Here is a 22,510-nt window from a genome sequence, read left to right on the forward strand (position 1 = left end):
TCTGCCCCACCCATTGACATTTGTCGATGTGACCGTAGGGTGTTCGCATCGAAGAACGTCGATGCGTGATCATGTGGAGCGAGGAGTGCGTGATGAGTGACCGATCTTCCGACCTGCCCGTGGTGGTGATCGGCGCCGGACCCCAGGGCCTGGCCGCCGCCGCCCACCTGCTCGAGCGCGGCCTCGCGCCCCTCGTGCTCGAGTCCGGGCTCGGACCCGCGTCCGCGGTGGCCGAGTGGGGACATGTCCGGTTGTTCTCGGCCTGGCCCGAGCTGGTCGACGCCGCCGCCGTCCGCCTTCTCGAGCCCACCGGATGGACCGCCCCGGCCAGCGGCTACCCGACCGGCGCGGAGTGGGTCGAGGACTATCTCGCCCCGCTCGCGGACCGGCTCGGCGCGCGCGTCCGGTACGACGCCCGGGTCACCGGAGTCTCCCGCAGGGGGCGGGACCGCCTGGTCGACGCCGACCGTGCCGCGCAGCCCTTCACCGTCCACGTCACCGACGGCGCCGGCCACGAGACCCGCCTCGAGGCCCGGGCGGTCATCGACGCCTCGGGCACCTGGCGGAGGCCGAGCCCGGCCGGGGCCGACGGGCTGCCCGCGCTCGGCGAGCGCGCCGCCGCCGACCTGGTCGCCTACGAGGTTCCGGACCGCGCCCGGCCCGAGCGCTACGCCGGCCGACACACGGTCGTCGTCGGAGCGGGCGACTCGGCGTTCAACGCCGTCCACGAGCTGGTCCAGATCGCCGCCGCGCACCCCGGCACGCGGGTGACCTGGGCGATCCGCCGGGTCGCCGGCGCGTTCGGCGGCGGCGCTGCCGACGAGCTGCCGGAGCGCGGCGCGCTGGGCCAGCGCGCCCGCCGCGCGGTCGCGTCCGGTGCGGTCGAGCTGGTGACGGGCTTCCGCACGGCCGCCGTACGTCGCGTGGGCGAGCGGGCCGTGCTCGTCGGCGAGGACGGCCGCGCGCTGGACGCCGCGGACACCGTGGTGGTGCTGACCGGATTCCGCCCCGACCTGTCGTTCCTGTCCGAGATGCGCCTGGACCTGGACCCGACCCTCGAGGCGCCCCGGCGGATCGCGGCGGAGATCGACCCGAACGTCCACTCGTGCGGCTCGGTCCGGGCGACCGGCGCCGCCGACCTCGCCCAGCCGGAGCCGGACCTCTACCTGGTCGGCATGAAGTCCTACGGCCGCGCCCCCACCTTCCTGGCGCTGACCGGCTACGAACAGGTGCGCAGCGTGGTCGCCGCGATCGCCGGCGACCACGAGGCGGCCGCCCGCGTCGAGCTGGTCCTCCCCGACACCGGGGTCTGCGGCGGCGCGGGCGTGTTCGACGACCCGGCCGCGGCGGGAGGCGGATGCTGCACGCCGGCGTCGCCCGTCGAGGTCATCGAGATCGGCCGAGCCCCTGTCGACGCCTGAGCATCCCGACCCCGCGGCGACCCGGGCCCTCGTCGCCCTCTGCGTCACCGTCACGGTGGCGTACGGCGTCCTCTACTACGCCTTCACCGTCCTCGCGCCCGGCATCGCCGGGGACACCGGCTGGTCGACGACCGCGATCACCACGGCGTTCTCCGGGGGCAGTCTCGTCGGCGCGCTCGCCGGGGTCGTCGCGGGCCGCGTCCTGCAGGCCCGGGGCCCACGGCCGGTCATGACCGCGTGCAGCGTCCTGGCCGCGCTCGCCGTGGCCGTGATCGCGACGGCGCCGTCGCTGCCCGTGTTCGCCGTCGGCTGGCTGCTCGCCGGGACGGCGAGCGCCGGCACCTTCTATCCACCGGCGTTCGCGGCCCTGACCCACTGGTACGGCGCGCGCCGGGTGCGGGCGATCACGACCCTCACCCTCGTCGCGGGCTTCTCCTCGACCGTCTTCGCGCCGCTCACCGCGCTCCTCGACGACGCACTGGGCTGGCGCGCGACCTATCTCGTGCTCGGCGGGCTGATGCTGGTGGTGACCGCTCCCGCCCACGCCTGGGCCCTGCGCCTGCCCTGGGCGCCCGCGCCACCGGGATCGCGGCCCGGCCAGGCGCAGGCCGACCGCGCCGTCCTGCGCAGCCGGCGCTTCGTCCTGCTGGCCGTGTCCGGAGCGCTGACCTCGCTGGTCATGTACGCCTCCCTGGTCCACCTGGTGCCCCTCCTGCTCGACCGCGGTGCCGGCGTCCAGCTCGCGGCGTGGGCGCTCGGTCTGAGCGGCGCGGGTCAGGTCCTCGGCCGCCTGCTCTATCCCGCGCTCGACGCCCGACTCGCCCCGAACCCCCGGGCCGGCCTGGTGATCCTGGTCCTGGCGGCGACGGTGCTCACCCTGGCGCTCGTCCCGGGGCCGGTCGCGCTCCTGGTCGCGATCGCCGTCGCGGCGGGGGCTGCTCGTGGCCTGTTCACCCTCGTCGCGGCGACGGTGGTCAGCGACCACTGGGGTCCCGAGCGGTACGCCGCGCTCAACGGCGTCTACAACGCGCCGTCGGGCGTGGCGGCCGCGCTCGCCCCGGCGCTGGGCGCGGCCCTGGCCGCCTGGACCGGAGGCTCTGGCGGGCTGTTCGTCGTGCTCGGCGTCCTCGGCCTCGTCGCCGCGGCGCTGGCGGCGGGTGCGGGCAGTACCCCCGGTCCGGGCGGGTCAGGACGCGCGCGGTACGAGGGGCGCGAGGTGGCTGACGCGGCGCCCGAGCTCGTCGACGGCCCGGTCGAAGGCGGCCCGGGTGCCGGACGCGACCGGGTCGGGGACCGACCAGTGGAGCTGTGACCGGGGCCCCAGCTCCTCGTGGGCCCGGTCGCAAACGGTGACGACGAGGTCGGCGTCGCCGGGCGCGAGATCGTCGAGATGGCGCGGTGCCAGGTCGGGCAGGTCGAGACGGTGCCGGCGCGCGGCGGCCCGGGCGCCGGCGGCGATCCGCGCGGCCGGGTGGGTTCCCGCCGATGTGGCCGGGACCCTGCTCGCGCGGCGCCAGAGGGCGGCGGCGAGGTGGGAGCGAGCGGTGTTGGCCGTGCAGACGAAGACCACGCGGCCCGGCGCCGGGAGCGAGGGGCTGTCGATCGTCGGGGCCGCGTCTGGACGCAGCCGCCAGTAGCCGCGCCGGCCGTCCCCTTCGGAGCGACGGCGTTCCACGATGTCGGCCGACTCGAGGATCTTGAGATGGTGCGCGAGCAGGTTCGACGCGACCCCGAGCCGGGACGCGAGCTCGGAGGAGGCGGCGTCGCCGAGCGCCAGCAGGTCCACCACCCGGAGCCGGGTCGAGTCGGCGAGGGCGGCGTAGCTCGCGACCCGTCGTTCGAGCGCCACCGTTTGCTCAATATTCATTGCCTCAAGTTTGACTGAGCGATCTTGGTCCCGTCAAGATAGGCGCCGTGCGTGATCCGCTGACCCGTCGCCTGCTCGCCGAGCTCCTCGGCACCGCGCTGCTCGTCGCCGTCGTGGTCGGATCCGGCATCGCCGCCGAGACGCTGTCGCCCGGCGACGTGGGCCTGCAGCTCCTCGAGAACTCGACCACGACGGTGCTCGGGCTGACCGTGCTGATCCTGTGGTTCGGCCCGGTGTCCGGCGCGCACTTCAACCCGGTCGTCTCCCTCGCCGACTGGTTCCTGGGCCGCCGGACCGGCGCGGGCCTGTCGCTGCCCGAGGTCGCGGCGTACGGCCTCGCCCAGGTGGTCGGCGGCGTCGCCGGCGCCGTGCTCGCGAACGTGATGTTCGAGGTGGACCAGGGGCTGTCGACGAAGGACCGGCTCGGCGGCGGCCACCTCGTCGCCGAGGTCGTCGCGACCGCCGGGCTGGTCGCGCTGGTCTTCGCGCTGGTGCGCACGGGCCGGGGCGCCCTGGCGGCCCCGGCCGTCGGCGCCTACATCGGCGCGGCGTACTGGTTCACCAGCTCGACGTCCTTCGCCAACCCGGCGGTGACCATCGGCCGGGTCTTCACCGACACCTTCGCCGGCATCGCGCCGGGCTCGGCGCCCGCCTTCATCGCGATGCAGCTCGTCGGGCTGCTGGTCGGCATCGGCCTCACGCTCGCGCTCTATCCGGACGCCGGAGAGCGGGCCGACGATGTCGTCGTGCCCCATCCCCACTGACCCACCAGCTCAGGAGCCCTCGATGACCACACCCACCGTCCTGTTCGTCTGCGTCCACAACGCCGGCCGCTCGCAGATGGCCGCGGGCTATCTGCAGCACCTGGCCGGCGACCGGGTCGAGGTCCTCTCGGCCGGCTCCCAGCCCGCCGACCAGGTCAACCCGGTCGCGGTCGCGGCGATGGCCGAGGAGGGCATCGACATCGCGACCGAGCAGCCGAAGGTCCTCACCGAGTCCGCGGTCCGCGAGGCCGACGTGGTGATCACCATGGGCTGCGGCGACGAGTGCCCGTTCTTCCCCGGCAAGCGGTACGAGGACTGGGTGCTCGACGACCCCGCCGGCCAGGGCCTCGACGCCGTCCGCCCGATCCGTGACGAGATCAGGCGACGGGTCGAGGCCCTGGTCGCCGAGCTCGCCCCCACCGCCCCCGACTGAGGCACGCGCCCGCCGGTGGTTGAGGTGCGAGCGCCAGCGAGCCTCGAAACCCCGGGCTACCGCCAGCGCGGCGCATGGTCCTTGTCGACCAGCACGGCGCGGACCCCCTCGATGAAGTCGTCGCTCGCGATCCGGTCGCGCGCCGCGGCGAGCTCGGCGTGCAGGCACTCCTCGAGGTTGCGCCCGCGTCCCTCGACCAGGAGGCGGTCGGTGAGTGCCAGGCTGGAGGGCGACGCGGCGTCGAGGGCTGCGCTGGTGTCGCGGGCCCAGTCCCCGACCGGGCCGTCGGCATCGGTCAGCCGGCCCAGCCGCGTGCGGATGCCGCCGAGATCGGGCGCGCTGAAGACCCACTCGAGCTCAGTCCGCACTGCCGCCAGCGCTCCCGCCTCGCCGGGCTCGTCCGGCGCGCGCTCGCGCAGGAGCTGCTCCAACGGGCCGTCGTACGCTGCGATCAGCTCTGGCAGGGCCGCCAGGTCCGCCGCGGAGCAGGTGTGGGTGGCGACGCCCAGCGCGAGCGCGTCGGCCGCGCCGATGCGCGCGCCCGTCAGGCCCAGGTAGCGGCCGGTGTGGCCGGGCAGGCGGGGCAGGAAGTGCGAGCCGCCGACGTCGGGGAAGAAGCCGATCCTCGTCTCCGGCATGGCGAAGGACGCCTCCGGTGAGACGACCACGAACGTCCCGTGGACGCTGAGCCCCATGCCGCCGCCGAGGCAGATGCCGCCGACGAGGGCGACGACGGGCACGGGATAGCTGCCGAGCAGCGCGTTGACGGCGTACTCCGTCTCGAAGAAGCGCAGGCTCTCGTCGTGCCGGCCGGCCAGCGAGTTCTCCCGGACGCGGCGGATGTCGCCGCCGGCCGAGAACGCCCGGTCCGACGCGCTCTCGACCACCACGGCCCGCAGCCCGGCGGTGCGCCACTCCTCCAGTGCCACGCGGATCCGCTCGACCATGTCCAGCGTGATCGCGTTGAGCGCCCGGGGCCGGTCGAGCACGATCCGTCCCACCGGGCCGAGGCGCTCGATGCGTACCTCGTTGCGTGTCTCGTCGCTGGCTTCGTCCACGACGACGAGTCTTCCAGTGCGCAGACGCTCGCTACCGTCGGGGGGACCACCCCCAGCGCGAGGAGAATCCCGTGGACGAGCTGTTCGAGATCGACCAGACCCAGCGCCTGCGCCGCGAGGAGGCGGCGGCCCGCCTGCGTGCGCTGGCCGACGCGCTGGAGCGGCACAACAGCGTGACCTTCGAGCGGGGCGGACACCGCATCACCGTCGACGTGCCCGCCGAGGTGGAGCTCAAGGTGGAGGTCGAGATCGGCGACACGAACGAGCTGGAGATCGAGCTCACCTGGTGATCGGCGGGCGCCGACCGCGGCTGGTCCCGCCCGTGCGAGGCTGACCCCGTGAACGGGGATCAGCTGGCGGACTGGCTCGAGGGGCTCGGGTTGGCCGACCACCTGGCCGCGGCGGGGCTGCCGTCCTTCGAGCGCGATCTCGCCGGCATCGCCCGCTGGCGCGACCCGAGCACCGGTGCGCCGTTGAGCACCGAGCAGCTGGCCGACCTGGACCGGATGCTGCACCAGGACGGCGACGAGCCCGCGCACGCCGTACCGCTGGCACTGGTGCAGCTGCGCCGGCAGGCGCAGGTCCGCGCCGCGCTCCTGTCCTCCCCGACGCACACCTACGCGACCTTGGCGCGGGTCCGCGGCGTCTCCGAGAACGCCGCCCGCTTCGCGGTGCACAAGGCCGCCGAGCGCGGCGCGCTCCTGGTGGTCCCCCACGACGGCGGCGTGCTCGTCCCGGCCTTCCAGCTCGACGACGCCGGCGAGCTCCGACCCGAGCTGGGCGCGGTGCTCGAGCCCCTCCTCACCTCCGCGATGGACACGTGGCAGGTGTGGGCCTGGCTCACCCAGCCGGCCGCGCTCCTCGGCGGCCAGGTCCCCCACGAGGCCGCGCGCGACGAGGACGAGGCGCCCATCGTGCGCCATGCCGCGGTGCGGCTGGCCGAGCGCGCGAAGGGCTAGCCCCTTCCGCTCCCGCGGCTAGACCAGTGCCCCCTCCGGCTGCAGGTGCGTGGTGATGCCGGTCATGTTCCAGGTGTTGATCGTGCCGACGGCCACGATCAGGTCGGCCCGCCGCTCCTCGCCGAGCTGCCGGCCGGCCGTCTCCCACAGCTCGTCGTCGACCTGCCCGACGCCGCCCGTGAGCCGCTCGGCGAACGCGAGCGCGACCCTCTCGGTCTCGTCGAAGAACGGGCTCTCCTCCCAGGCGCCGACGCCGTGGATCTTGCGGGTCGGGATGCCGCGGCGCTCGAGGTCGGTGGCGTGCATGTCGACGCAGTACGCGCAGCCGTTGATCTGCGAGGCACGCAGCTTCACCAGGTCGTAGAGGACCGGGCCGAGGGACTTCTTCAGCCGGGTGTCGAGCGCGAGCAGCGCCTGGAAGGTCTCCGGCGACGCGTCGCGGATCGGGGTGCGGGTCATCCTTCTTTTTCCTCTCAATTCGGGATATTAGATATCCAGTTATGGGTGTGGCGGTCGGGGTGGGCCGGGGAGGCGGTCGTCCTGTAACTACCTGTTCATGTCACTGGCGTACCGGTCTACGGGTCAGGTGGTAGCAAGAACAGGCAGTTACAGCACCGCCGCCCCGCGACCCTCACGCCCGCGCGAAGTGCCGCCTCGCATCGGCGGCGATCCGTCGCGGGGTGGAGGTGGCGAGATCGAGGATCGAGGTGGCGGCCAGCTCGCGCCGCCAGGCCAGCTCCGCTCCGCGCATGGCGTGCGCGATCCCGCAGGGACGGGCGAAGTCGCGCGCGGGGCGGCCCTCGTTCATGCCGCGCTGGCGGATCTCCGTGCAGGCGAAGGCGTCCTCGGGGCCCTCGATCGCCGCGACGACGTCCATCAGGGTGATCCGGTCGGCCGGCCGGGCCAGCCGGACGCCGCCGTTCTTGCCGGGGACCGACTCGGTGACGCCGGCCCGCGTCAGCGCCTGGATCTGCTTGACGAGGTACGGCGAGGGCAGGTCGTAGGCGTCCGCGAGGCGGGCCACGGGCACCGGTGCGGGCACCGGTGCGGGCGGCAGCGTCGCGTCGCCCTCGTGCAGCCAGTGCAGCAGCAGGCACACGTGGGCGGCCCACTCGACGCCTTCGTTCATCCGCACGGCCAGCACCTCCTTAACTGGATATATGATATCCAGATATGTGCGGGCCGCGCAAGGCCCACGCCCAGACCGCACCGGGCGCAGGCGTCACCCGGACCGCGGCGCGTACATGATGACGGCGACACCCACGAGGCAGACCACGGCGCCGACGACGTCGTACCGGTCCGGGCGGAAGCCGTCGAACGCCATCCCCCACGCCAGCGACCCGGCGACGAAGACCCCGCCGTACGCCGCCAGGATCCGCCCGAAGTGGGCGTCCGGCTGCAGGGTCGCCACGAAGCCGTAGAGACCGAGCGCGAGGACGCCGGCGCCGACCCAGAGCCAGCCGCGGTGCTCCCGCACCCCCTGCCAGACCAGCCAGGCTCCGCCGATCTCGGCGAGCCCGGCCAGGACGAACAACGGGATCGAGCGGGCCACGTCCATGGGCTCGATCCTCCCAGGCGCGCCTCTGGGGCGTCGGTCAGGAAGAGCCGTCGGTCAGAAGTAGCCGCCCGGCCGCTCGGCCGTGTCGCCGGGACGCCGGCCGTCCTGCCAGTCGGTGATCGTGCTGCGCGCGTCGAGGTCGACCTCGGGGTTCGCCCGGATGAAGTCGTGGACCACGCGCTCGGGGTCGACCCGCTCGCGGTTGACGATGAGCCGCCCGTAGGCGACCAGCTCCCGCACCGTGAAGGTCCGGAAGCCCTGGCGGTCCTGGACCTGCGCGGTCGAACCGAAGTGCGTGCCGTAGCCCTGAGCCCGAGTCATGGCCCTCACGGTACCGGGAGGGCTCGCCCGCCTCCCATACGAGCGGGGTGCGGGGGCTCACCAGAAAGTTCTCGGGAAACCGTCTTGACCTTGACGCAACGTCAACCCTGCACGCTTCCTTCGCTGGCCCGACGCCGGCCACCTCGCGGGGCCCGCCCGCGAGTCCTCGAGAAGGGAAGAGCCACCATGGAAGCACCAGGAGGACCCGCCATCCGGGTCGCCGGGGTGAGGAAGTCGTTCGGCGAGCTGCCGGTCCTGCGAGGCGTCGACCTGGAGGTCGCACCCGGCAGCATCGTGGCCCTGCTCGGGTCCAACGGCGCCGGCAAGACGACGCTCATCCGGATCCTCGCCACGCTGCTGCGGGCCGACGACGGTACGGCGAGCGTGCAGGGCTTCGACGTCGCGACCCAGCCCGACCGGGTGCGCGCGTCGTTCAGCCTGACCGGGCAGTTCGCCGCCGTGGACGAGATCCTGACGGGGCGCGAGAACCTCGTCCTGGTCGGCCGCCTTCGCCACGTGCCCGACCCGGGCCGGGTCGCCGACGAGCTGCTCGCCCGCTTCTCGCTGACCGACGCCGGGGGGCGCCGCGCCGCGACGTACTCGGGCGGCATGCGACGTCGCCTGGACATCGCGATGAGCCTGATCGGCGAGCCCCCGGTCGTCTTCCTCGACGAGCCGACCACCGGGCTCGACCCGCAGGCGCGGATCGAGGTGTGGCAGGCCGTGCGCGACCTGGCCGCCGGCGGCACGACCGTGCTGCTCACCACGCAGTACCTCACCGAGGCCGAGGAGCTGGCCGACCGGATCGCGATCCTCCACGAGGGCCGGATCGTCGTCGAGGGCACGCTGGCCGAGCTCAAGCAGCTCCTGCCCCCGGCCCGCGTCGAGTACGTCGAGAAGCAGCCGACGCTGGAGGAGATCTTCCTGGCGCTCGTCGGTGACCGCACCCCCACCACGACCCCCGCCGTCGCCGACGGCACCGCGAACGGAGGACGAGGATGAGCACGAGCACCCACGTCGTGAGCGACACCCGCGCCCTGCTGGGCCGGTCCCTGCGTCACATCCTGCGCAGCCCGGACACCATCATCACCACCGCGATCACGCCGATCGCGATGCTGCTGCTGTTCGTCTACGTCTTCGGCGCGGCGATCGACACGGGCGAGGGGAGATATGTCGACTACCTGCTGCCCGGGATCCTGCTCATCACGGTCGCCTCGGGCATCGCCTACACCTCCTACCGGCTCTTCCTGGACCTGCAGGGCGGCATCTTCGAGCGCTTCCTGTCGATGCCGATCGCCCGCTCGGCGGCTCTGTGGGGCCATGTCCTGACCTCGCTCGTGGCGAACCTGATCTCGGTCGTCCTGGTCGTCCTGGTCGCCCTCGTGATGGGCTTCCGCTCCGGTGCCGGGATCCTCGCGTGGCTCGCCGTCGCCGGGATCCTCGTGCTGTTCACGCTGGCGCTCACCTGGCTGGCGGTGATCGCCGGCCTGAGCGCCAAGTCGCCGGACGGCGCGGGTGGCTTCGCCTACCCGATCATCTTCCTGCCCTTCATCAGCTCCGCCTTCGTGCCGACCGACGGGATGCCGGGCCCGGTGCGCTGGTTCGCCGAGCACCAGCCGGTCACCTCGATCGTGAACACCCTGCGCGCCCTGCTGGACGAGCGCTCCCCCGGCGACGACGCCTGGCTCGCGCTGGCCTGGTGCGTGGGCCTGCTCGCGCTGGCGTACCTGCTCGCGATGCGGGCCTACCGCCGCCGGTTCGCGTGAGCCCAGGTCGCGTGGGCACAGCAGTGACAGGGCAGGGTGGGGCCATGCTCACGATCGGCCAGCTGGCGACGTACGCCGGCGTGACCATCCGGACCGTGCGCCACTACCACCAGGTCGGGCTGCTGCCGGAGCCGGAGCGGGACGGCTCCGGCTACCGCTCCTACGACGCCGCGGCCGTGGTCCGGCTGATCCGGATCCGGACGCTCGCCGAGGCCGGGGTCCCGCTGGCCCGGGTGCAGGAGCTGCTGGACGCCGACCCGGAGACCTTCGCCGTCGCGGTCGAGGAGATCGACCGGCGGCTGCGGGCCGAGATCCGCGCGATCCAGCAGCACCGCCGGCGGATCGCCCAGCTGGGCTCCGGTGACACCCTGGCGGTGCCGGACGAGGTGTCGGCGTACCTGGAGCTCGTGCGCGGGACCGGCGTTCCCGAGGAGATGATCGAGGCGGAGCGCGACGCCTGGATCCTCGTCGCCGCGCGCTACCCGGACCAGATCCCGGCCTTCATGGCCGACAAGCGGGAGCAGCTGAAGGACCCGCGCACGGTGCGCTTCTACCAGCTGATCGCCCGGCTGCTGCGCAGCGACGGCTCGGAGGACGAGGCGCTGGTGCTCGAGATGGCCGACCTGCTGGTCGAGATGTTCGAGGAGGCCGCCGCGAACGGGCAGCTCGAGCAGCAGGAGGAGATGATGGACGACTCCGCGTTCGTGCAGCTGCTCGACTCCATGGCCAGCGGGCACCCGATGGTCACCCACCTGCGCGAGCTCCTCGCCGAGCGGGGCTGGGCCGGCTGGACCCGCGTGGAGCGGGCCTGACGTCCTGCCGGTCCCGCTCCCGTCAGGACCCCTGGGCGCGCTCGCGGACGTCGGCGAAGAGCGCGCGCAGGTCCGGAGCGACCTGCGCCAGCTCGACGTACGACGCACCGGCGGCGGAGGTGTCGAGATAGGCGAAGCGCATCAGGCCGTCGGCCATCGTGCCCTCCTGGACGACGCGGAGGCCCGTGCCACGCGCCTGCTCGACGGCGGTGTCGAGGTCCGGGACCTCGCAGCAGACGTGGTGCAGCCCGGGACCGCGCTCGGCGAGGAACTCGGCGTACAGCGACGCACCCGTCACCGGCCGGATCAGCTCCAGCTGGAGGTCGCCGGCGTAGCTGAGGGAGATGTCCGCGGTGAAGTCGGCGGGCCGGTCGCGGAAGGTGCAGCTCTCGGGACCGAAGTGGATCTCGGGCATCCGGGTCCAGCCGGTCGCGCCCAGGGTGGCCCCCAGCACCTGCTCGGTGGCGTCGAGGTCGTCGGTGACCCAGGCCAGCTGGGTCACGGGGCCGAAGCCGGTCATCGGCCCAGCCTAGGCGGCCGCGCGGAGGCGGCCGCGCACCGCCCGCAGGGCGCCGCCCCACAGCGCCACCTCGTCGAAGAGGGTGTCGAGCTGGCCGGCGAGCTGGGGACGGGGCGCCAGCCGCGTGAAGTCCTCGAAGTCGAGGTAGAGCGAGAGCCCGACGGCCTGCCGCACCACCGGCACCTTGAGCTCGCCGAAGACCTGGCGCAGGTGCGTCGAGGCGCGGGCGCCGCCGTCGGCCCCGTAGGAGACGACCCCGGCGACCTTGTGGTTCCACTCGGCGTAGAGGTGGTCGATGGCGTTCTTCAGCACGCCGGGGATCGAGTGGTTGTACTCCGGCGTGACCACGACGAAGCCGTCGTACCCGGCGATGGTCGCGGCCCAGTCCCGGGTGTGCGGTGCGGCGTAGGAGCCCATGATGGGCGGCAGCTCCGCGTCGAGGTGAGGCAGTGGGTGGTCGGCGAGGTCGACGACCTCGTAGTGGGCGTCGGTACGGCGGCGCGCCGCCTCGTGCACCCAGGCCGCGACGTCGCCGCCGCGCCGGCCGGGGCGGGTGCTGCCGACGATGATCGCGATCCGGAGCTGGTCGTGTGCGTTCGTGGTGTCCATGGCTCCAGCGTCGTGCGGCCCGGCGGCCGGAGGGAGACCGCGCGGAGGGTGGTCCTGCCAGGGCCACCCTCCGTCGGCGCCCGGCGGGCACAATGGCGGGCGTGATCGAAGGAGAGCTGGGCAGCTTCCTGCGGGCGCGGCGCGAGGCCGTGCAGCCCGAGGAGGTCGGCCTGCCGCGCGGCGAGCGCCGGCGTACCCCCGGACTGCGGCGCGCGGAGCTGGCGACCCTGGCCGGGATCAGCGTCGAGTACCTCACCCGGCTCGAGCAGGGCCGCGACCGCCGCCCGTCCACCCAGGTGGTGGCCGCCGTGGCGGACGCCCTGCGGCTCGACGCCGACGACCGTCTCCACCTGCACCACCTCGTCGCGCTCAGCCAGGGCACCGGGCTGGTGTGCGCCCGCGGGTGCCCGGAGCAGGAGGAGGTCCCGGCCGGCCTGCTGGCGCTCCTCGACCGGTTGGAGCCGACGCCGGCCGTCGTCGTGCGCCGCCATGCCGAGCTCGCGGCCTGGACCGACGCCTTCGACGGCCTGGTCCGGCCCCTCGGCATGCTCGATGGCGAGGCGCCGCAGCTGCTGCACTACGCCTTCGCGGACCCCCGCTCCCGCACGGCCGTGCCGGACTGGGCGGCCTTCGCCGACGCGCTGGTGCGCTGGGTGCACCTGCAGGGCGGGCCGGACACCGCGCAGCTGGTGGGTGCGCTCGCGGCCTCGCTCGGTCCCGAGTTCTCGACCCGGTACGACGCCCGCCCGACCGGCGAGCCCGACCTGGGGCTGGGCGCTGTCCTGCATCCCGAGGTCGGCCTGGTCCGGCTGACCAGCGAGGTGCTGCTGGCGCGCGACGGACTCACCGTCGCCGTCCTGCTGCCCGCCGACGGGGCCGCCCAGGCCGCCCTCGACCGGCTCGCGGGGTGGGTCCCCGGGGCGCTGCGCCGCATCTCGTCGTAGCACCCGCGGGCCTGGGAACCGCAGGCCTCACAGCTGGGCGAGCAGCTCCTCCATGCGGTCGATCTCGGCGCCCTGGCCGATGACGATCTCGTTGGCCAGCTCGATGGCCTGGACGTCGGTGCCCGCGGTGGCGACGACGGCGTCGGCCATCGCGATCGCACCCTGGTGGTGCTGGATCATGCCCTCGAGGAAGAGCCGGTCGAAGGCGCTGCCCCGCGCGGCCTCCAGGTCCCGCATCTGCTCCTCGGTCAGCATGCCGTGCATCGAGGCGTGACCGTGCTGACCGTGGTCGAACTCGGCGGGGTCGTCCTGGGCCGAGGGCACCGCCAGGTCACGGTCGGTCAGCCACGCGGCCATGGTGAGGATCTCCGGTCGCTGGGCGGCGAGGATCCGTCGCGCCAGGGCCTTCACCCGCGGCGAGCCGGCCCGCTCCGGGGCGAGCTCGGACATCTCCAGCGCCTGCGCGTGGTGCGGGATCATCATCTGCATGAACGCGACGTCGTCGTGGGCGGTCTCGGCATGCTCCGCCGTCGCGCCGGGCTCGAGCGTCGAGGCCCCCTCCCCGGGCGCGCCGGGCTGGACGACGGCGGGCGCGTCGGCGTCCTGACGCTCGGGCTCCTCCTTCTCGATGCAGCCGCCGAGGGCGAGCGCCCCGACCAGGAGGGCCACCGCGGCAGGGATGGCGGGGGACAGCGACCGAGACCGAGACACCGAGAAATCTCCTCAGAGGGGACTTGTGAGCCCGCTCACCATAGGCCACGATCGGGGTTCGGGTACGCATCCACCAATCTCGGGAGACACCATGGCGATCCCTGTCCCTCTGCGCCTGCGCAGGCTCGGCGTCACCACGCTGGGCGTCGTGGCCCTCGGCCTCACGGCAGTGACCCTGCCGGCCGACGCCCACGACGACGACAACCACGACACCACCCACGAGGCCGCGGCGTCCCAGCCGTGCCCGCCCGGCCAGCAGCGCGCGAACGAGCGCGCCGGCGACAACTTCGCGCTGGCCTGCCTGCCCGGCCAGGACCTGGCGAAGCTCGACGACAGCGCTGCCGTGCTGGCGCCCGGCGAGGTCGACAAGAGCCCGAACATCGAGCTCCTCGCCAACATCCCCAAGTCCGGCCCGTTCGCCGGCGAGTCGTCCTTCCAGACCGACCTCGCCTTCCAGGGCGACTACGCCTTCCAAGGCAACTACGACGGTCTGTCCGTCTACGACATCCGCAAGCCGCACAAGCCGCGCCTGGTCACCCAGGTGCTCTGCCCCGGCTCACAGAACGACATCTCGGTCATGGGCGACCTGCTCGTGCTCAGCGTCGACTCCAGCCGCAGCAACGACTCCTGCGACAACGTCCCGCAGTCCGCGACGATCAAGGACTCGTGGGAGGGCATCCGCGTCTTCGACATCAGCGAGCCCACCGCACCGCAGTACGTCGCCTCGGTCGAGACCGCCTGCGGCTCGCACACGCACACGCTCGCCCCGTCGAAGGACGGCGCGGACGTGTACGTCTACGTGTCGTCGTACTCGCCCAACGCCAGCTTCCCCGACTGCCAGCCCCCGCACGACCAGGTCAGCGTCGTGAAGGTGCCGGTCGCCGCGCCACAGGACGCCGCCGTGGTCAGCGAGCCGGTGCTCTTCCCGGCGGCGGAGGGCGGGGGCAACCCGCCGGGGAACTACTCGCGGGAGACCTCGGGCTGCCACGACCTCACGGCCTACCCGAGCAAGGACATCATGGCCGGCGCCTGCATGGGTGACGGGATCCTCGTCGACATCTCCGACCGTGAGAACCCGGTCGTGACCGAGCAGGTCCGCGACACCGAGAACTTCGCGTTCTGGCACTCCGCGACCTTCAACAACGCCGGCACCAAGGTCGTCTTCACCGACGAGCTCGGCGGCGGAGGCGGCCCGACCTGCAACCCGACCGTCGGCGAGAAGAAGGGCGCGGACGGCATCTACGACATCGTTGGCGGCCAGCTGGAGTTCCGCTCCTACTTCAAGATCCCGCGGACCCAGGCCAACACGGAGAACTGCGTCGCCCACAACGGCTCGCTGATCCCCGTCAAGGGCCGCGACATCATGGTCCAGGCCTGGTACCAGGGCGGGATCTCGGTGTGGGACTTCACCGACTCGGCGAACCCGAAGGAGATCGCGCACTTCGACCGGGGCCCGCTCTCGACCGAGCGCCTGATCCTGGGCGGCTCGTGGTCGGCGTACTGGTACAACGGCCACATCTTCTCCAGCGACATCCAGCAGGGCTTCGACGTGTTCAAGGTCAACGACCCGCTGGTGGCGCCGGCGCGGTCCTTCAAGACCGACGAGCTGAACGTCCAGTCGCAGACGTCGTACTGACCGCTTGCTCTGCCCTCCACGACGGGGCCTCGCCGGTGACGGCGGGGCCCCGTCGCCGTCGGCGATGAGTCCACAGCGCGGCGATGGTCCAGCCTGGTGCCTCGTCATGGCGTCGAACCACGTCCTCGGCGGCCAGCTCGACCTGCCGGTTGGTGGCCGGGGGCGCCGAAGCCGGCGCCCCACGCGCCGACGGCGGTCGTGCTCGAGGTCTCGCGCGGGTCGCCGGGTGGAGGAGGGCGTGGAGGAGGGCGAGGAACTCTTCTTGGTCCTCTGCCGGGTAGACCTTGAGCGGGACGCGCGCGAGACCGGCGTGTCAGCTCGCACCAGGCCGGCCCGGATCAGCTCGACGAGCGGGGCGTTGGAGTTCTGCGAGGTCACGGCGATCGCTCGCGGCCGAGCGGGTAGTCGATGTCGAGGTGGTCGGCGATGATCTGCGTGGACCCGCATCCCCAGCTAGCCCGGTGGGCCATCGGGTCGGTTCGTCATCGAGTGAGTCGCGGACGCCGGTGCCGGAGCCGCAGTCGCGGTCGAGGGTCAACAGCTTGCGGGCGAGCGGGTCGTTGATCGTGAGTCGCCGCATCGCGTCCGCACGTCCTCATTGACATACCGGGCGTGTGCGCCGATCTTCTCGGCCCGGACGGCTTCGCTGCGCTTGAAGATTCCCACGCTCGCATCGTGGCATGACGACCCATTGCGCAGGGGCGGACGGGCCCGGATCACGGTGCTGACTGGTCGTGCGTGTGCACGTGGGCGCGTTCGCCCTGGCGCCCGACGAGGCTGAGGTATTCCACGGGACCCCGGCTGGTGGCGCCGAACCAGTGCGGGGTGCGGGTGTCGAACTCGGCCGCCTGGCCGGCCTGCAGCAGAAGGTCTTGGTCGCCCAGGACCAGGCGCAGCGTGCCGTTCATGACATAGGCCCAGTCCCAGCCCTCGTGCGAGCGCAGGTCGGGCACCGCGTCGTCCCGGCCCGGCGGGAGGACGAACTTGTAGGCCTGGATGCCGCCAGGCCTGCGGGTGAGCGGGATGATCACCGACCCGTCGCTGCACGCCAGGGGGCGCAGATCCACGCGGGGGTCGGCGGTGCGCGGAGCGTCGACCAGTGAGTCGATGGTGACGCCGTGGAAGCGGGCGAGTGGCAGGAGCTGCTCCAACGTCGGTCGGCGCAGCCCCGCCTCGAGCCGCGACAGCGTGCTCGTCGAGATCCCCGTCGCCTCGGCGAGCTGGGTCAAGGTGACATCCCGCCTCAGTCTCAGGTGCTTCAGGCGAGTCCCACCGCATCCATGATGTCGTCCGTCGAGGCGCTCATGCGACCAGTTTTCCATTTGGCAAAGAACTTTGCGAATCGCCCTGCGTGCCACCCATGCTCGAGGGAGGACACGCGACGAAGAAGGATCGATGAGCGAGCACACCGAGCACACCGAGCACACCGAGCACGTGGAGCACACGTTCGACCAGGACTACTGGGACCGCCACTACGCCGCCGGCGGCGGCGCCGGGCTCCCCGTTCATCCCTACCTGCCCGCGGAGACGGTGGGACTCGCGATCGGGTCTGCCCTGGACGCGGGCTGCGGCAACGGGGCGCAGGCGCTGTGGCTCGCGGAGCGCGGCTGGGACGTCGTGGCGACCGACATCTCCCGCGCGGCGCTCGACGCAGCGGCGGACCGCGCGCGCTCGGCCGGCCTCGACGACCGCGTGGACTGGGTCCGTGCCGACCTCACGGCGTGGGAGCCCGACCGTACGTGGGACCTTGTCGTCACCAGCTATGCGCACGCCGACGCCGGCCAGCTCGAGCTCTACCGCAGGGTGGGTGAGTGGGTCGCTCCCGGGGGCACTCTGCTGGTCATCGCCCATGCGCCCGCCCGCGCGCACGGTCACCGTCACACTCACCCGGAGCACGCCGCCGCGACGATTGATGAGGTCGTGGATCTGTTCTCCGGCGCCGACTGGCTCGTCGACGCCGCCTACGAAGCCTCCCGCACCGTCACTCCACGCGGTCGCACGGTCGAGCTGCACGACGTCGTCGTGCGGGTCCACCGCGCTCGCTGACTGCACAGCCCGAAGCCGCAGCCTGAAGCCACAGCCCGAGAGGAAGCACTGTCATGTCATCCCCCGTCATCCCGTCCGAGGTCGCTGGCGCCGCCGTCGTCGAGGACCCGGCGCAGCGTCGCGCGATCCTGTGGGCCGTCTGCATCGCGTTGATGGCCGTCGTCGCCTCGGTGTCCGGGCTCAACGTCGCGCAGCCCCAGCTCGCTGAGACCATCGATGCCTCCCAGGGCACTGTGCTGTGGATCATCAACACCTACACGCTCGCTCTGGCGGCGCTGCTGCTGCCCCTCGGTGCAGCTGGCGACCGCTGGGGCCGCAAGCCCGTGCTGCTGCTGGGGCTTCTGGTCTTCGGTGCTGCCAACCTCGCCGGGGCCATCGCCCCGACGGCCGAGGTGATGCTGGTTGCCCGGTTCGCCAGCGGTGTGGGGGCGGCGATGATCATGCCGGTCACCCTGTCGGTCATCACCTCCACTTTCCCCGACGACGAGCGTTCGAAGGCCATCGGGATGTGGACGGCCGTCGCGGGCGGCGGCGGGATCCTCGGCATGTACCTCTCCGCCCTGCTGGTCGATGTCGCATCGTGGCGTTGGCTGTTCGCGCTGCCGATCGCCCTGACCGTCGTTGCGGTCGCGATCGCCGTGGGTGCGGTGCCGAACTTCCGCGCACCTGCGCCGGGTCGGTTCGACCTGCGGGGTGCCATCGCGTCGGTCGTGGCCGCCGTGGCGCTGACGTACGCCCTTCACGAGGCGCCGGTCCACGGGTGGGGTGACCCGCTGATCGTCGTCGTGCTCGCGATCGCTGCCGTCTCGGGCGTTGGTTTCGTCCTGTGGGAGCTGCGCCACCCTCACCCGCTCCTGGACGTGCGCCACTTCCGTACCCGTGGGCTGTCCTCCGGCTCCACCCTGCTGCTCGTTCTCTTCGGCGTCCAGGCGGGCGTCGCACTCATGCTCTACCCGTACTTCCAGGTGGTCCTCGGCTGGAGTGGCCTGCGCTCGACCCTCGGGTTGATGCCGATGGCCCTGCTGATGATCGTCGCGTCCGGCCTGGCCCCCGTGCTGGCGGCCCGGGCGGGCGTGCGCGCCGCGATGGCGACCGGACTGACGATCGCCACGGGCGGGCTGGTGCTGATGGCGGCTCTCGTGTCCACCGACGGCGGTTACGTCAGCGTGCTGCCCGGACTCATGGCCATGGGCCTGGGCGCGGGCCTGGCGATGACCCCGTCGACCGAGGCGATCACCTCGTCGCTGCCGCGGGAGCAGCAGGGCGTCGCGTCCGCGCTCAACGACCTGACTCGCGAGCTGGGCGCGGCGCTGGGCATGGCCCTCCTCGGCGGGCTCCTCGCGGGTGGCTACCAGGCGGCCGTCGATCAGCGGCTGGACGGCGTGCCCGAGGCGCTGGCGAGCGTGGCCCGTGAGGGTGTCGCCAACGCCGATGTCGTCAGTCGCGGCGCGGGGGATTACGCCGAGCGGATCCGGGGGGCGGCCGCCGAGTCGTTCGTCATCGGCTGGCAGCAGGCGATGTGGGTGGGCGTGGGCGTGATGGCTGTCCTCACGGTGCTCGTCCTCGTGCGCGGTCCCCGCACGGCGGAGGTGATGGCCACCGACGAGCATGCGCCGGGCGCGCAGGCCGCCGCTGGGGACGAAGGAGCCCAGCCGTGACGGCGGCTCGACCCACCTCGCGCCGGATCGAGGTGCGGTCGGACCCGCGACGATGCAGTAAGACCCGTCCTCGTCGGTGCGGGCGAGGTCGCGCGTCCGGAACCAGTCGTCGGCGTCGAGGAGTTCGGCCGTGGCCTCGGGTGCCGAGGTAATCCTTCATCACGTTCTGACCGCGGAATGCGATCTCGCCGACCTCTCCGCACGATGTCGACCGTGCGTCCCTCTGGGTCGGCCGGCTCCACCTCGCCGCCGGGAATCGGCAGGTGTCAACCGTCGTCTCAGCCGGCCGGGGCCTCGTGCTCCTCGCGGTTCCGAAGGACCTCTCCCATGTGATCCTGTGCCCACGTCCGGAGCCCGCGCGTAACGTCGTGCAGCGACGAGCCGAGGTCGGTGAGCTCGTAGGTCACCGTGACCGGGACCGTGGGCGTCACCGTCCGGGTCACCAGCCCGTCGCGCTCGAGCGAGCGCAGGGTCTGCGTCAGCATCTTCTGGCTGACGCCGGCCAGCAGGCGTGACAGCTCGGAGTAGCGCATCGGGATGGGCGCGGTGGGTTCCGGTGAGGACGCGTCCCGGTCGCCGCTCAGCGCGCACAGGATGAGGACGACCCACTTGTCGGAGATCCGGGCGAGGAGCTGTCGGCTCGGGCACACCGCCAGGAAGGCGTTGAACTCCATCCGCGCCTCGGCGGTCCTGTCCTGTCGTGCCATGGGCGGGGTCCCTTCGTGGGGCATTAGGGAGAGCAACGCACTTGAAAGTGCCTACTTCCCTTCGGAGAGTGCCGTTTCCAGAATGGACCACGACAGGCAGAAGCACAATCTCTCCCGAAGGGAACGACACCGCATGACCACCAGCACCAAGTCCAGCGCCACCACCCTGCCGGGCGGGACCTTCGCCCTCGGTGACATCACTGTGACCCGCTTCGGCTACGGCGCCATGCGACTCGCCGGACCCTGGGTCATGGGGCCTCCGGCTGACCACGACGGCGCGCTCGCCGTGCTGCGTGAGGCCGTGGCCCTCGGCATTACGCACATCGACACGAGCGACGCGTACGGACCGCGCGTGACCAACGAGCTGATCCGTGAGGCGCTGCACCCCTACCCCGACTCCCTTCACTTGGTCACCAAGGTAGGAGCCACGCGCGACGCGCAGGGGGGCTGGCCGACGGCCCGGCGTCCTGAGGACCTGCGCCAGCAGGTGCTCGGCAACCTCGAGGCCCTCGGCGTAGACGCGCTCGACGTGGTGAACCTGCGGATGGGTGACGCCGAGGGACCGAAGCCCGGCTCGATCGCCGAGGCCTACGGGACGCTCGCCGACCTCAAGCAGGAAGGGCTGATCCGCCACCTGGGGGTCAGCAACGTCACCGACGAGCAGGTTCGCGAGGCTCAGGCCATCGCGCCCGTTGTCTGCGTGCAGAACATGTACAACCTGGCCCACCGCCACGACGACGCGCTGATCGACCGGCTCGCGGCAGAGGGGATCGCGTACGTCCCCTTCTTCCCGCTCGGCGGATTCACCCCGCTGCAGTCGTCGTCCCTCTCGGCCGTCGCGGAACGGCTCGGCACGACCCCCATGTCGGTCGCCCTGGCGTGGTTGCTGCAGCGCTCTCCGAACATCCTGCTCATCCCGGGCACCTCCCAGGTCGCCCATCTGCGCGAGAACGTCGCCGGCGCCGCCATCTCCCTGTCGGACGACGACCTCGCCGAACTGGAGCTCATCGGATCGCCCAGCTGAGGCCGAACAAGCTGAACGCCTCAGCGCGCCGGTCGCTCGGGCTCGCGCTCCTCCTCGACACGCTGGGCAGCCTATTCCTCGTGCGCTGACTCCCCACGGGCGACGGAGTCCTCGGCCAGCAGCAGCGGCGGCCGCCCTGGCCTTCTACCTCACTCGTTGCCACGCCGCCGAGCACGCCAACGAAGTGGGGATCGGGCACCCTCGGTAGCCGTCGGGTCGTCCCTGGAGTAGCTGAGGCGTCAACCCACGTTGACTGTCATGCTCCGTGACCATGAAGAAGCGCAAGCGACCCCGGTACGGAAGCCCAGCACGCCAGGCGGAGACCGAGCAGGTCGTGGACGCCTGGCGGATGGTCGTGCCGCAGAAGCTCGCGCGGGGCTACGACCTCACGCACCCGGAGTGCCCGGGCGGGGGTCGATGAGGGCCGCGAGCCCGTCCAGCGTCCGGGCGAGCCCGAACCGCCACGCCCGGTCGGCGTCCCACGCGCTGCCCTGGGCGGCGCCCGCGGCGGACCCCACCCGGACCGCCCGCGGGTAGGCCTGCGGGTCGAGGGCCCGCGCGAGGACGGGCTGGTTCGCCGCCCACCACTCGGCGTCGCTCATCGCGCTGTCGGTGCTCGCGCGGGCGGCGTCGTGGGCGGCACGGCAGTGCGCTTGCACGAAGCCGAGGAGGTAGGTCAGCGCCGCATCGGTGTCCACGTCGCTGAGCCCGGTGCCGTCGTACGCCGCCAGCTCGTGCTCGTACTTCGCCATCACACCTGGGCCCAGGGGCGGGCGGCTCAGGGCGGCGACCTCGGTCAGCCAGGGGTGCGCGCGGAGCAGGTCGCGGTTGGCCTCGGCGACCCGGGTGAGCCGGGCCCGCCACGAGCGGCTGCGCCACGGCGGGCGCGCCATGGCGAGATAGACCGCGTCGACCATGAGGTCGAGCAGCTCGGGCTTGCCCGGGACGTAGGTGTAGACCGACATCGTCGAGATGCCGACCCGCTCCGCGACGGCCCGCGTCGTCACGCCGGCGAGCCCGTGCTCGTCGGCGAGTGCGAGCGCTGCCGCGACGAGCTGCTCGACGCTCACCGAGCGACCCGGTCCCTTGCGTCGCGGACCCACCGAGGGATCCCCCCACAACAGGGCGAGAGTGCGGCTCGGCTCGCCGCCACCGGTGCTGTTCCCACTCACGGCGCCATTCTCGCACAGCGTTTCTGTACGTTGTACACTGTACCATGTACAATATACATCCGACCGCATCCCCCACGGCCAGGAGGCCTGCTTGAACGTCACCGCCACCGCCATCTCGCTCAACGTCGCCGACGTCGCCGCGTCCGCCGCCTGGGCCCAGCGCCACCTCGGCTTCACCGAGGCCATGGCCGCCGACGGCTTCTGCTCGCTGGAGCACCCCGAGGCAGGCTTCAACCTGATCTACCTCCGCACCGGGCTGGCGAGCTTCAAGCCGGCCTCCGCGGCGGGGCCCGCCGACGGGCTGCTCGTCGTGTTCACCGTCGACGACATCGACGCCGAGTACGCACGGCTCCGGGACGCGGGAGTGGAGATCGTCACGCCGATCGAGACCGAGCCGTGGGGCGAGCGCTACTTCCAGATGACCGACCCCAACGGGGTCGTCTTCCAGCTGGTCCAGTGGGTCGAGCCCACCGACCCGCAGTACGCCGGCTGAGGCACAGCCGCAGGAATCGGGGGCGCGGCCG

27 protein-coding genes and 1 pseudogene are annotated in these 22,510 nt (G+C 72.6%); 16 read left to right on the plus strand and 12 right to left on the minus strand.

What is annotated here, in order from left to right; all coding sequences use genetic code 11:
- The first annotated feature begins 92 nt into the window (after nucleotides 1–92).
- Together ACJ5H2_RS21300 and ACJ5H2_RS21305 are read left to right on the plus strand one after the other, a co-directional pair.
- Entirely contained in the window at nucleotides 93–1,421 is a 1,329-nt protein-coding gene (locus ACJ5H2_RS21300) for an NAD(P)-binding domain-containing protein (protein WP_408897438.1), read from the plus strand.
- 55 nt (nucleotides 1,422–1,476) lie between these two features.
- A pseudogene (locus ACJ5H2_RS21305) lies at nucleotides 1,477–2,589 on the plus strand (MFS transporter); the annotation flags it as partial.
- An 18-nt stretch (nucleotides 2,590–2,607) separates the two neighbouring features.
- On the opposite strand, the gene ACJ5H2_RS21310 reads toward ACJ5H2_RS21305, so the two are convergent.
- Complete coding sequence (locus tag ACJ5H2_RS21310) at nucleotides 2,608–3,288, minus strand: helix-turn-helix domain-containing protein (protein ID WP_408897439.1); 681 nt, start codon at nucleotides 3,286–3,288, stop codon at nucleotides 2,608–2,610.
- Nucleotides 3,289–3,335: 47 nt separating this feature from the next.
- Between ACJ5H2_RS21310 and ACJ5H2_RS21315 the strand changes: the two genes are divergently transcribed.
- Both ACJ5H2_RS21315 and ACJ5H2_RS21320 read left to right on the plus strand, forming a co-directional pair.
- Entirely contained in the window at nucleotides 3,336–4,052 is a 717-nt protein-coding gene (locus ACJ5H2_RS21315) for an aquaporin (RefSeq protein ID WP_408897440.1), read from the plus strand.
- A 22-nt stretch (nucleotides 4,053–4,074) separates the two neighbouring features.
- Nucleotides 4,075–4,485, plus strand: coding sequence for an arsenate reductase ArsC (locus ACJ5H2_RS21320; RefSeq protein ID WP_408897441.1), 411 nt, complete (start codon nucleotides 4,075–4,077; stop codon nucleotides 4,483–4,485).
- A gap of 56 nt (nucleotides 4,486–4,541) precedes the next feature.
- Here ACJ5H2_RS21320 and ACJ5H2_RS21325 read toward each other — a convergent pair whose 3' ends face one another.
- Entirely contained in the window at nucleotides 4,542–5,543 is a 1,002-nt protein-coding gene (locus ACJ5H2_RS21325; protein ID WP_408897442.1) for an enoyl-CoA hydratase/isomerase family protein, read from the minus strand.
- A gap of 71 nt (nucleotides 5,544–5,614) precedes the next feature.
- On the opposite strand from ACJ5H2_RS21325, the gene ACJ5H2_RS21330 reads away from it, so the two are divergent.
- Together ACJ5H2_RS21330 and ACJ5H2_RS21335 are read left to right on the plus strand one after the other, a co-directional pair.
- Nucleotides 5,615–5,833 (plus strand): amphi-Trp domain-containing protein, encoded by a 219-nt coding sequence (locus ACJ5H2_RS21330; protein WP_408897443.1) that lies wholly within the window; start codon nucleotides 5,615–5,617, stop codon nucleotides 5,831–5,833.
- A gap of 48 nt (nucleotides 5,834–5,881) precedes the next feature.
- Nucleotides 5,882–6,502 carry a hypothetical protein gene (locus ACJ5H2_RS21335; protein ID WP_408897444.1) on the plus strand — a complete coding sequence of 207 codons (621 nt, stop codon included), beginning with the start codon at nucleotides 5,882–5,884 and terminating at the stop codon, nucleotides 6,500–6,502.
- 18 nt (nucleotides 6,503–6,520) lie between these two features.
- On the opposite strand, the gene ACJ5H2_RS21340 is transcribed toward ACJ5H2_RS21335, so the two are convergent.
- The 4 genes from ACJ5H2_RS21340 to ACJ5H2_RS21355 all read right to left on the minus strand — a co-directional run bounded on the left by ACJ5H2_RS21340 (nucleotide 6,521) and on the right by ACJ5H2_RS21355 (nucleotide 8,381).
- A complete protein-coding gene (locus ACJ5H2_RS21340; RefSeq protein ID WP_408897445.1) occupies nucleotides 6,521–6,961 on the minus strand; it encodes a carboxymuconolactone decarboxylase family protein in 441 nt (146 codons plus the stop codon).
- 172 nt (nucleotides 6,962–7,133) lie between these two features.
- Nucleotides 7,134–7,631: an RrF2 family transcriptional regulator gene (locus ACJ5H2_RS21345; protein ID WP_408899664.1), complete on the minus strand. Its 498-nt coding sequence runs from the start codon at nucleotides 7,629–7,631 to the stop codon at nucleotides 7,134–7,136.
- A gap of 93 nt (nucleotides 7,632–7,724) precedes the next feature.
- The gene (locus ACJ5H2_RS21350; RefSeq protein WP_408897446.1) at nucleotides 7,725–8,060 is read right to left on the minus strand and encodes a YnfA family protein; all 336 of its coding nucleotides are present in this window, start codon (nucleotides 8,058–8,060) and stop codon (nucleotides 7,725–7,727) included.
- A 54-nt stretch (nucleotides 8,061–8,114) separates the two neighbouring features.
- A complete protein-coding gene (locus ACJ5H2_RS21355; protein WP_408897447.1) occupies nucleotides 8,115–8,381 on the minus strand; it encodes a hypothetical protein in 267 nt (88 codons plus the stop codon).
- Nucleotides 8,382–8,567: 186 nt separating this feature from the next.
- Here ACJ5H2_RS21355 and ACJ5H2_RS21360 point away from each other — a divergent pair, with 186 nt between their 5' ends.
- From ACJ5H2_RS21360 to ACJ5H2_RS21370, 3 genes are read left to right on the plus strand one after another with little or no spacing between them, the layout of a single operon-like run.
- On the plus strand, nucleotides 8,568–9,383 hold the full coding sequence (locus ACJ5H2_RS21360; protein WP_408897448.1) for an ABC transporter ATP-binding protein: 816 nt from the start codon (nucleotides 8,568–8,570) through the stop codon (nucleotides 9,381–9,383).
- Nucleotides 9,380–10,147, plus strand: coding sequence for an ABC transporter permease (locus tag ACJ5H2_RS21365; protein WP_408897449.1), 768 nt, complete (start codon nucleotides 9,380–9,382; stop codon nucleotides 10,145–10,147). The genes ACJ5H2_RS21360 and ACJ5H2_RS21365 overlap by 4 nt, the downstream gene beginning before the upstream one ends.
- A 44-nt stretch (nucleotides 10,148–10,191) precedes the next feature.
- Complete coding sequence (locus tag ACJ5H2_RS21370; RefSeq protein WP_408897450.1) at nucleotides 10,192–10,959, plus strand: MerR family transcriptional regulator; 768 nt, start codon at nucleotides 10,192–10,194, stop codon at nucleotides 10,957–10,959.
- A gap of 22 nt (nucleotides 10,960–10,981) precedes the next feature.
- Here ACJ5H2_RS21370 and ACJ5H2_RS21375 read toward each other — a convergent pair whose 3' ends face one another.
- Nucleotides 10,982–11,479 (minus strand): VOC family protein, encoded by a 498-nt coding sequence (locus ACJ5H2_RS21375; RefSeq protein WP_408897451.1) that lies wholly within the window; start codon nucleotides 11,477–11,479, stop codon nucleotides 10,982–10,984.
- A 9-nt stretch (nucleotides 11,480–11,488) separates the two neighbouring features.
- Nucleotides 11,489–12,088: an NADPH-dependent FMN reductase gene (locus tag ACJ5H2_RS21380; RefSeq protein ID WP_408897452.1), complete on the minus strand. Its 600-nt coding sequence runs from the start codon at nucleotides 12,086–12,088 to the stop codon at nucleotides 11,489–11,491.
- Between the two features lie 101 nt (nucleotides 12,089–12,189).
- Here ACJ5H2_RS21380 and ACJ5H2_RS21385 point away from each other — a divergent pair, with 101 nt between their 5' ends.
- On the plus strand, nucleotides 12,190–13,032 hold the full coding sequence (locus ACJ5H2_RS21385) for a helix-turn-helix domain-containing protein (RefSeq protein WP_408897453.1): 843 nt from the start codon (nucleotides 12,190–12,192) through the stop codon (nucleotides 13,030–13,032).
- A 27-nt stretch (nucleotides 13,033–13,059) separates the two neighbouring features.
- Here ACJ5H2_RS21385 and ACJ5H2_RS21390 read toward each other — a convergent pair whose 3' ends face one another.
- On the minus strand, nucleotides 13,060–13,743 hold the full coding sequence (locus tag ACJ5H2_RS21390; protein WP_408897454.1) for a DUF305 domain-containing protein: 684 nt from the start codon (nucleotides 13,741–13,743) through the stop codon (nucleotides 13,060–13,062).
- A gap of 91 nt (nucleotides 13,744–13,834) precedes the next feature.
- Here ACJ5H2_RS21390 and ACJ5H2_RS21395 point away from each other — a divergent pair, with 91 nt between their 5' ends.
- Nucleotides 13,835–15,379 carry an LVIVD repeat-containing protein gene (locus ACJ5H2_RS21395; RefSeq protein WP_408897455.1) on the plus strand — a complete coding sequence of 515 codons (1,545 nt, stop codon included), beginning with the start codon at nucleotides 13,835–13,837 and terminating at the stop codon, nucleotides 15,377–15,379.
- Nucleotides 15,380–16,095: 716 nt separating this feature from the next.
- On the opposite strand, the gene ACJ5H2_RS21400 is transcribed toward ACJ5H2_RS21395, so the two are convergent.
- Nucleotides 16,096–16,608 (minus strand): helix-turn-helix domain-containing protein, encoded by a 513-nt coding sequence (locus ACJ5H2_RS21400; protein ID WP_408897456.1) that lies wholly within the window; start codon nucleotides 16,606–16,608, stop codon nucleotides 16,096–16,098.
- A 166-nt stretch (nucleotides 16,609–16,774) separates the two neighbouring features.
- Between ACJ5H2_RS21400 and ACJ5H2_RS21405 the strand changes: the two genes are divergently transcribed.
- A complete protein-coding gene (locus tag ACJ5H2_RS21405; RefSeq protein ID WP_408897457.1) occupies nucleotides 16,775–17,425 on the plus strand; it encodes a class I SAM-dependent methyltransferase in 651 nt (216 codons plus the stop codon).
- Between the two features lie 53 nt (nucleotides 17,426–17,478).
- The gene (locus ACJ5H2_RS21410; RefSeq protein WP_408897458.1) at nucleotides 17,479–19,083 is read left to right on the plus strand and encodes an MFS transporter; all 1,605 of its coding nucleotides are present in this window, start codon (nucleotides 17,479–17,481) and stop codon (nucleotides 19,081–19,083) included.
- A gap of 278 nt (nucleotides 19,084–19,361) precedes the next feature.
- On the opposite strand, the gene ACJ5H2_RS21415 is transcribed toward ACJ5H2_RS21410, so the two are convergent.
- Complete coding sequence (locus ACJ5H2_RS21415) at nucleotides 19,362–19,790, minus strand: winged helix-turn-helix transcriptional regulator (RefSeq protein WP_408897459.1); 429 nt, start codon at nucleotides 19,788–19,790, stop codon at nucleotides 19,362–19,364.
- A 133-nt stretch (nucleotides 19,791–19,923) separates the two neighbouring features.
- On the opposite strand from ACJ5H2_RS21415, the gene ACJ5H2_RS21420 reads away from it, so the two are divergent.
- Both ACJ5H2_RS21420 and ACJ5H2_RS21425 read left to right on the plus strand, forming a co-directional pair.
- Nucleotides 19,924–20,814 carry an aldo/keto reductase family oxidoreductase gene (locus ACJ5H2_RS21420; protein WP_408897460.1) on the plus strand — a complete coding sequence of 297 codons (891 nt, stop codon included), beginning with the start codon at nucleotides 19,924–19,926 and terminating at the stop codon, nucleotides 20,812–20,814.
- 271 nt (nucleotides 20,815–21,085) lie between these two features.
- Nucleotides 21,086–21,235 (plus strand): hypothetical protein, encoded by a 150-nt coding sequence (locus ACJ5H2_RS21425; protein ID WP_408897461.1) that lies wholly within the window; start codon nucleotides 21,086–21,088, stop codon nucleotides 21,233–21,235.
- Here ACJ5H2_RS21425 and ACJ5H2_RS21430 read toward each other — a convergent pair.
- Nucleotides 21,201–21,986: a TetR/AcrR family transcriptional regulator gene (locus ACJ5H2_RS21430; RefSeq protein ID WP_408897462.1), complete on the minus strand. Its 786-nt coding sequence runs from the start codon at nucleotides 21,984–21,986 to the stop codon at nucleotides 21,201–21,203. The genes ACJ5H2_RS21425 and ACJ5H2_RS21430 overlap by 35 nt on opposite strands.
- Nucleotides 21,987–22,077: 91 nt before the next feature.
- Between ACJ5H2_RS21430 and ACJ5H2_RS21435 the strand changes: the two genes are divergently transcribed.
- On the plus strand, nucleotides 22,078–22,479 hold the full coding sequence (locus ACJ5H2_RS21435; RefSeq protein ID WP_408897463.1) for a VOC family protein: 402 nt from the start codon (nucleotides 22,078–22,080) through the stop codon (nucleotides 22,477–22,479).
- The last annotated feature ends 31 nt before the right edge of the window (nucleotides 22,480–22,510 follow it).

It is taken from the genome of Nocardioides pymetrozini (assembly GCF_046058985.1).
Lineage (GTDB): Bacteria > Actinomycetota > Actinomycetes > Propionibacteriales > Nocardioidaceae > Nocardioides.

Excerpts from the sequence above, each read along its gene's own strand:
- ACJ5H2_RS21410 (WP_408897458.1), top strand. The coding sequence starts at position 17,479 with ATGTCATCCCCCGTCATCCCGTCCGAGGTCGCTGGCGCCGCCGTCGTC.
- ACJ5H2_RS21415 (WP_408897459.1), bottom strand. The coding sequence starts at position 19,790 with ATGGCACGACAGGACAGGACCGCCGAGGCGCGGATGGAGTTCAACGCC.
- ACJ5H2_RS21405 (WP_408897457.1), top strand. The coding sequence starts at position 16,775 with ATGAGCGAGCACACCGAGCACACCGAGCACACCGAGCACGTGGAGCAC.
- ACJ5H2_RS21375 (WP_408897451.1), bottom strand. The coding sequence starts at position 11,479 with ATGACCGGCTTCGGCCCCGTGACCCAGCTGGCCTGGGTCACCGACGAC.
- ACJ5H2_RS21380 (WP_408897452.1), bottom strand. The coding sequence starts at position 12,088 with ATGGACACCACGAACGCACACGACCAGCTCCGGATCGCGATCATCGTC.
- ACJ5H2_RS21300 (WP_408897438.1), top strand. The coding sequence starts at position 93 with ATGAGTGACCGATCTTCCGACCTGCCCGTGGTGGTGATCGGCGCCGGA.
- ACJ5H2_RS21370 (WP_408897450.1), top strand. The coding sequence starts at position 10,192 with ATGCTCACGATCGGCCAGCTGGCGACGTACGCCGGCGTGACCATCCGG.
- ACJ5H2_RS21320 (WP_408897441.1), top strand. The coding sequence starts at position 4,075 with ATGACCACACCCACCGTCCTGTTCGTCTGCGTCCACAACGCCGGCCGC.
- ACJ5H2_RS21350 (WP_408897446.1), bottom strand. The coding sequence starts at position 8,060 with ATGGACGTGGCCCGCTCGATCCCGTTGTTCGTCCTGGCCGGGCTCGCC.
- ACJ5H2_RS21310 (WP_408897439.1), bottom strand. The coding sequence starts at position 3,288 with ATGAATATTGAGCAAACGGTGGCGCTCGAACGACGGGTCGCGAGCTAC.
- ACJ5H2_RS21365 (WP_408897449.1), top strand. The coding sequence starts at position 9,380 with ATGAGCACGAGCACCCACGTCGTGAGCGACACCCGCGCCCTGCTGGGC.
- ACJ5H2_RS21355 (WP_408897447.1), bottom strand. The coding sequence starts at position 8,381 with ATGACTCGGGCTCAGGGCTACGGCACGCACTTCGGTTCGACCGCGCAG.
- ACJ5H2_RS21425 (WP_408897461.1), top strand. The coding sequence starts at position 21,086 with ATGAAGAAGCGCAAGCGACCCCGGTACGGAAGCCCAGCACGCCAGGCG.
- ACJ5H2_RS21345 (WP_408899664.1), bottom strand. The coding sequence starts at position 7,631 with ATGAACGAAGGCGTCGAGTGGGCCGCCCACGTGTGCCTGCTGCTGCAC.
- ACJ5H2_RS21340 (WP_408897445.1), bottom strand. The coding sequence starts at position 6,961 with ATGACCCGCACCCCGATCCGCGACGCGTCGCCGGAGACCTTCCAGGCG.
- ACJ5H2_RS21360 (WP_408897448.1), top strand. The coding sequence starts at position 8,568 with ATGGAAGCACCAGGAGGACCCGCCATCCGGGTCGCCGGGGTGAGGAAG.
- ACJ5H2_RS21395 (WP_408897455.1), top strand. The coding sequence starts at position 13,835 with ATGGCGATCCCTGTCCCTCTGCGCCTGCGCAGGCTCGGCGTCACCACG.
- ACJ5H2_RS21420 (WP_408897460.1), top strand. The coding sequence starts at position 19,924 with ATGACCACCAGCACCAAGTCCAGCGCCACCACCCTGCCGGGCGGGACC.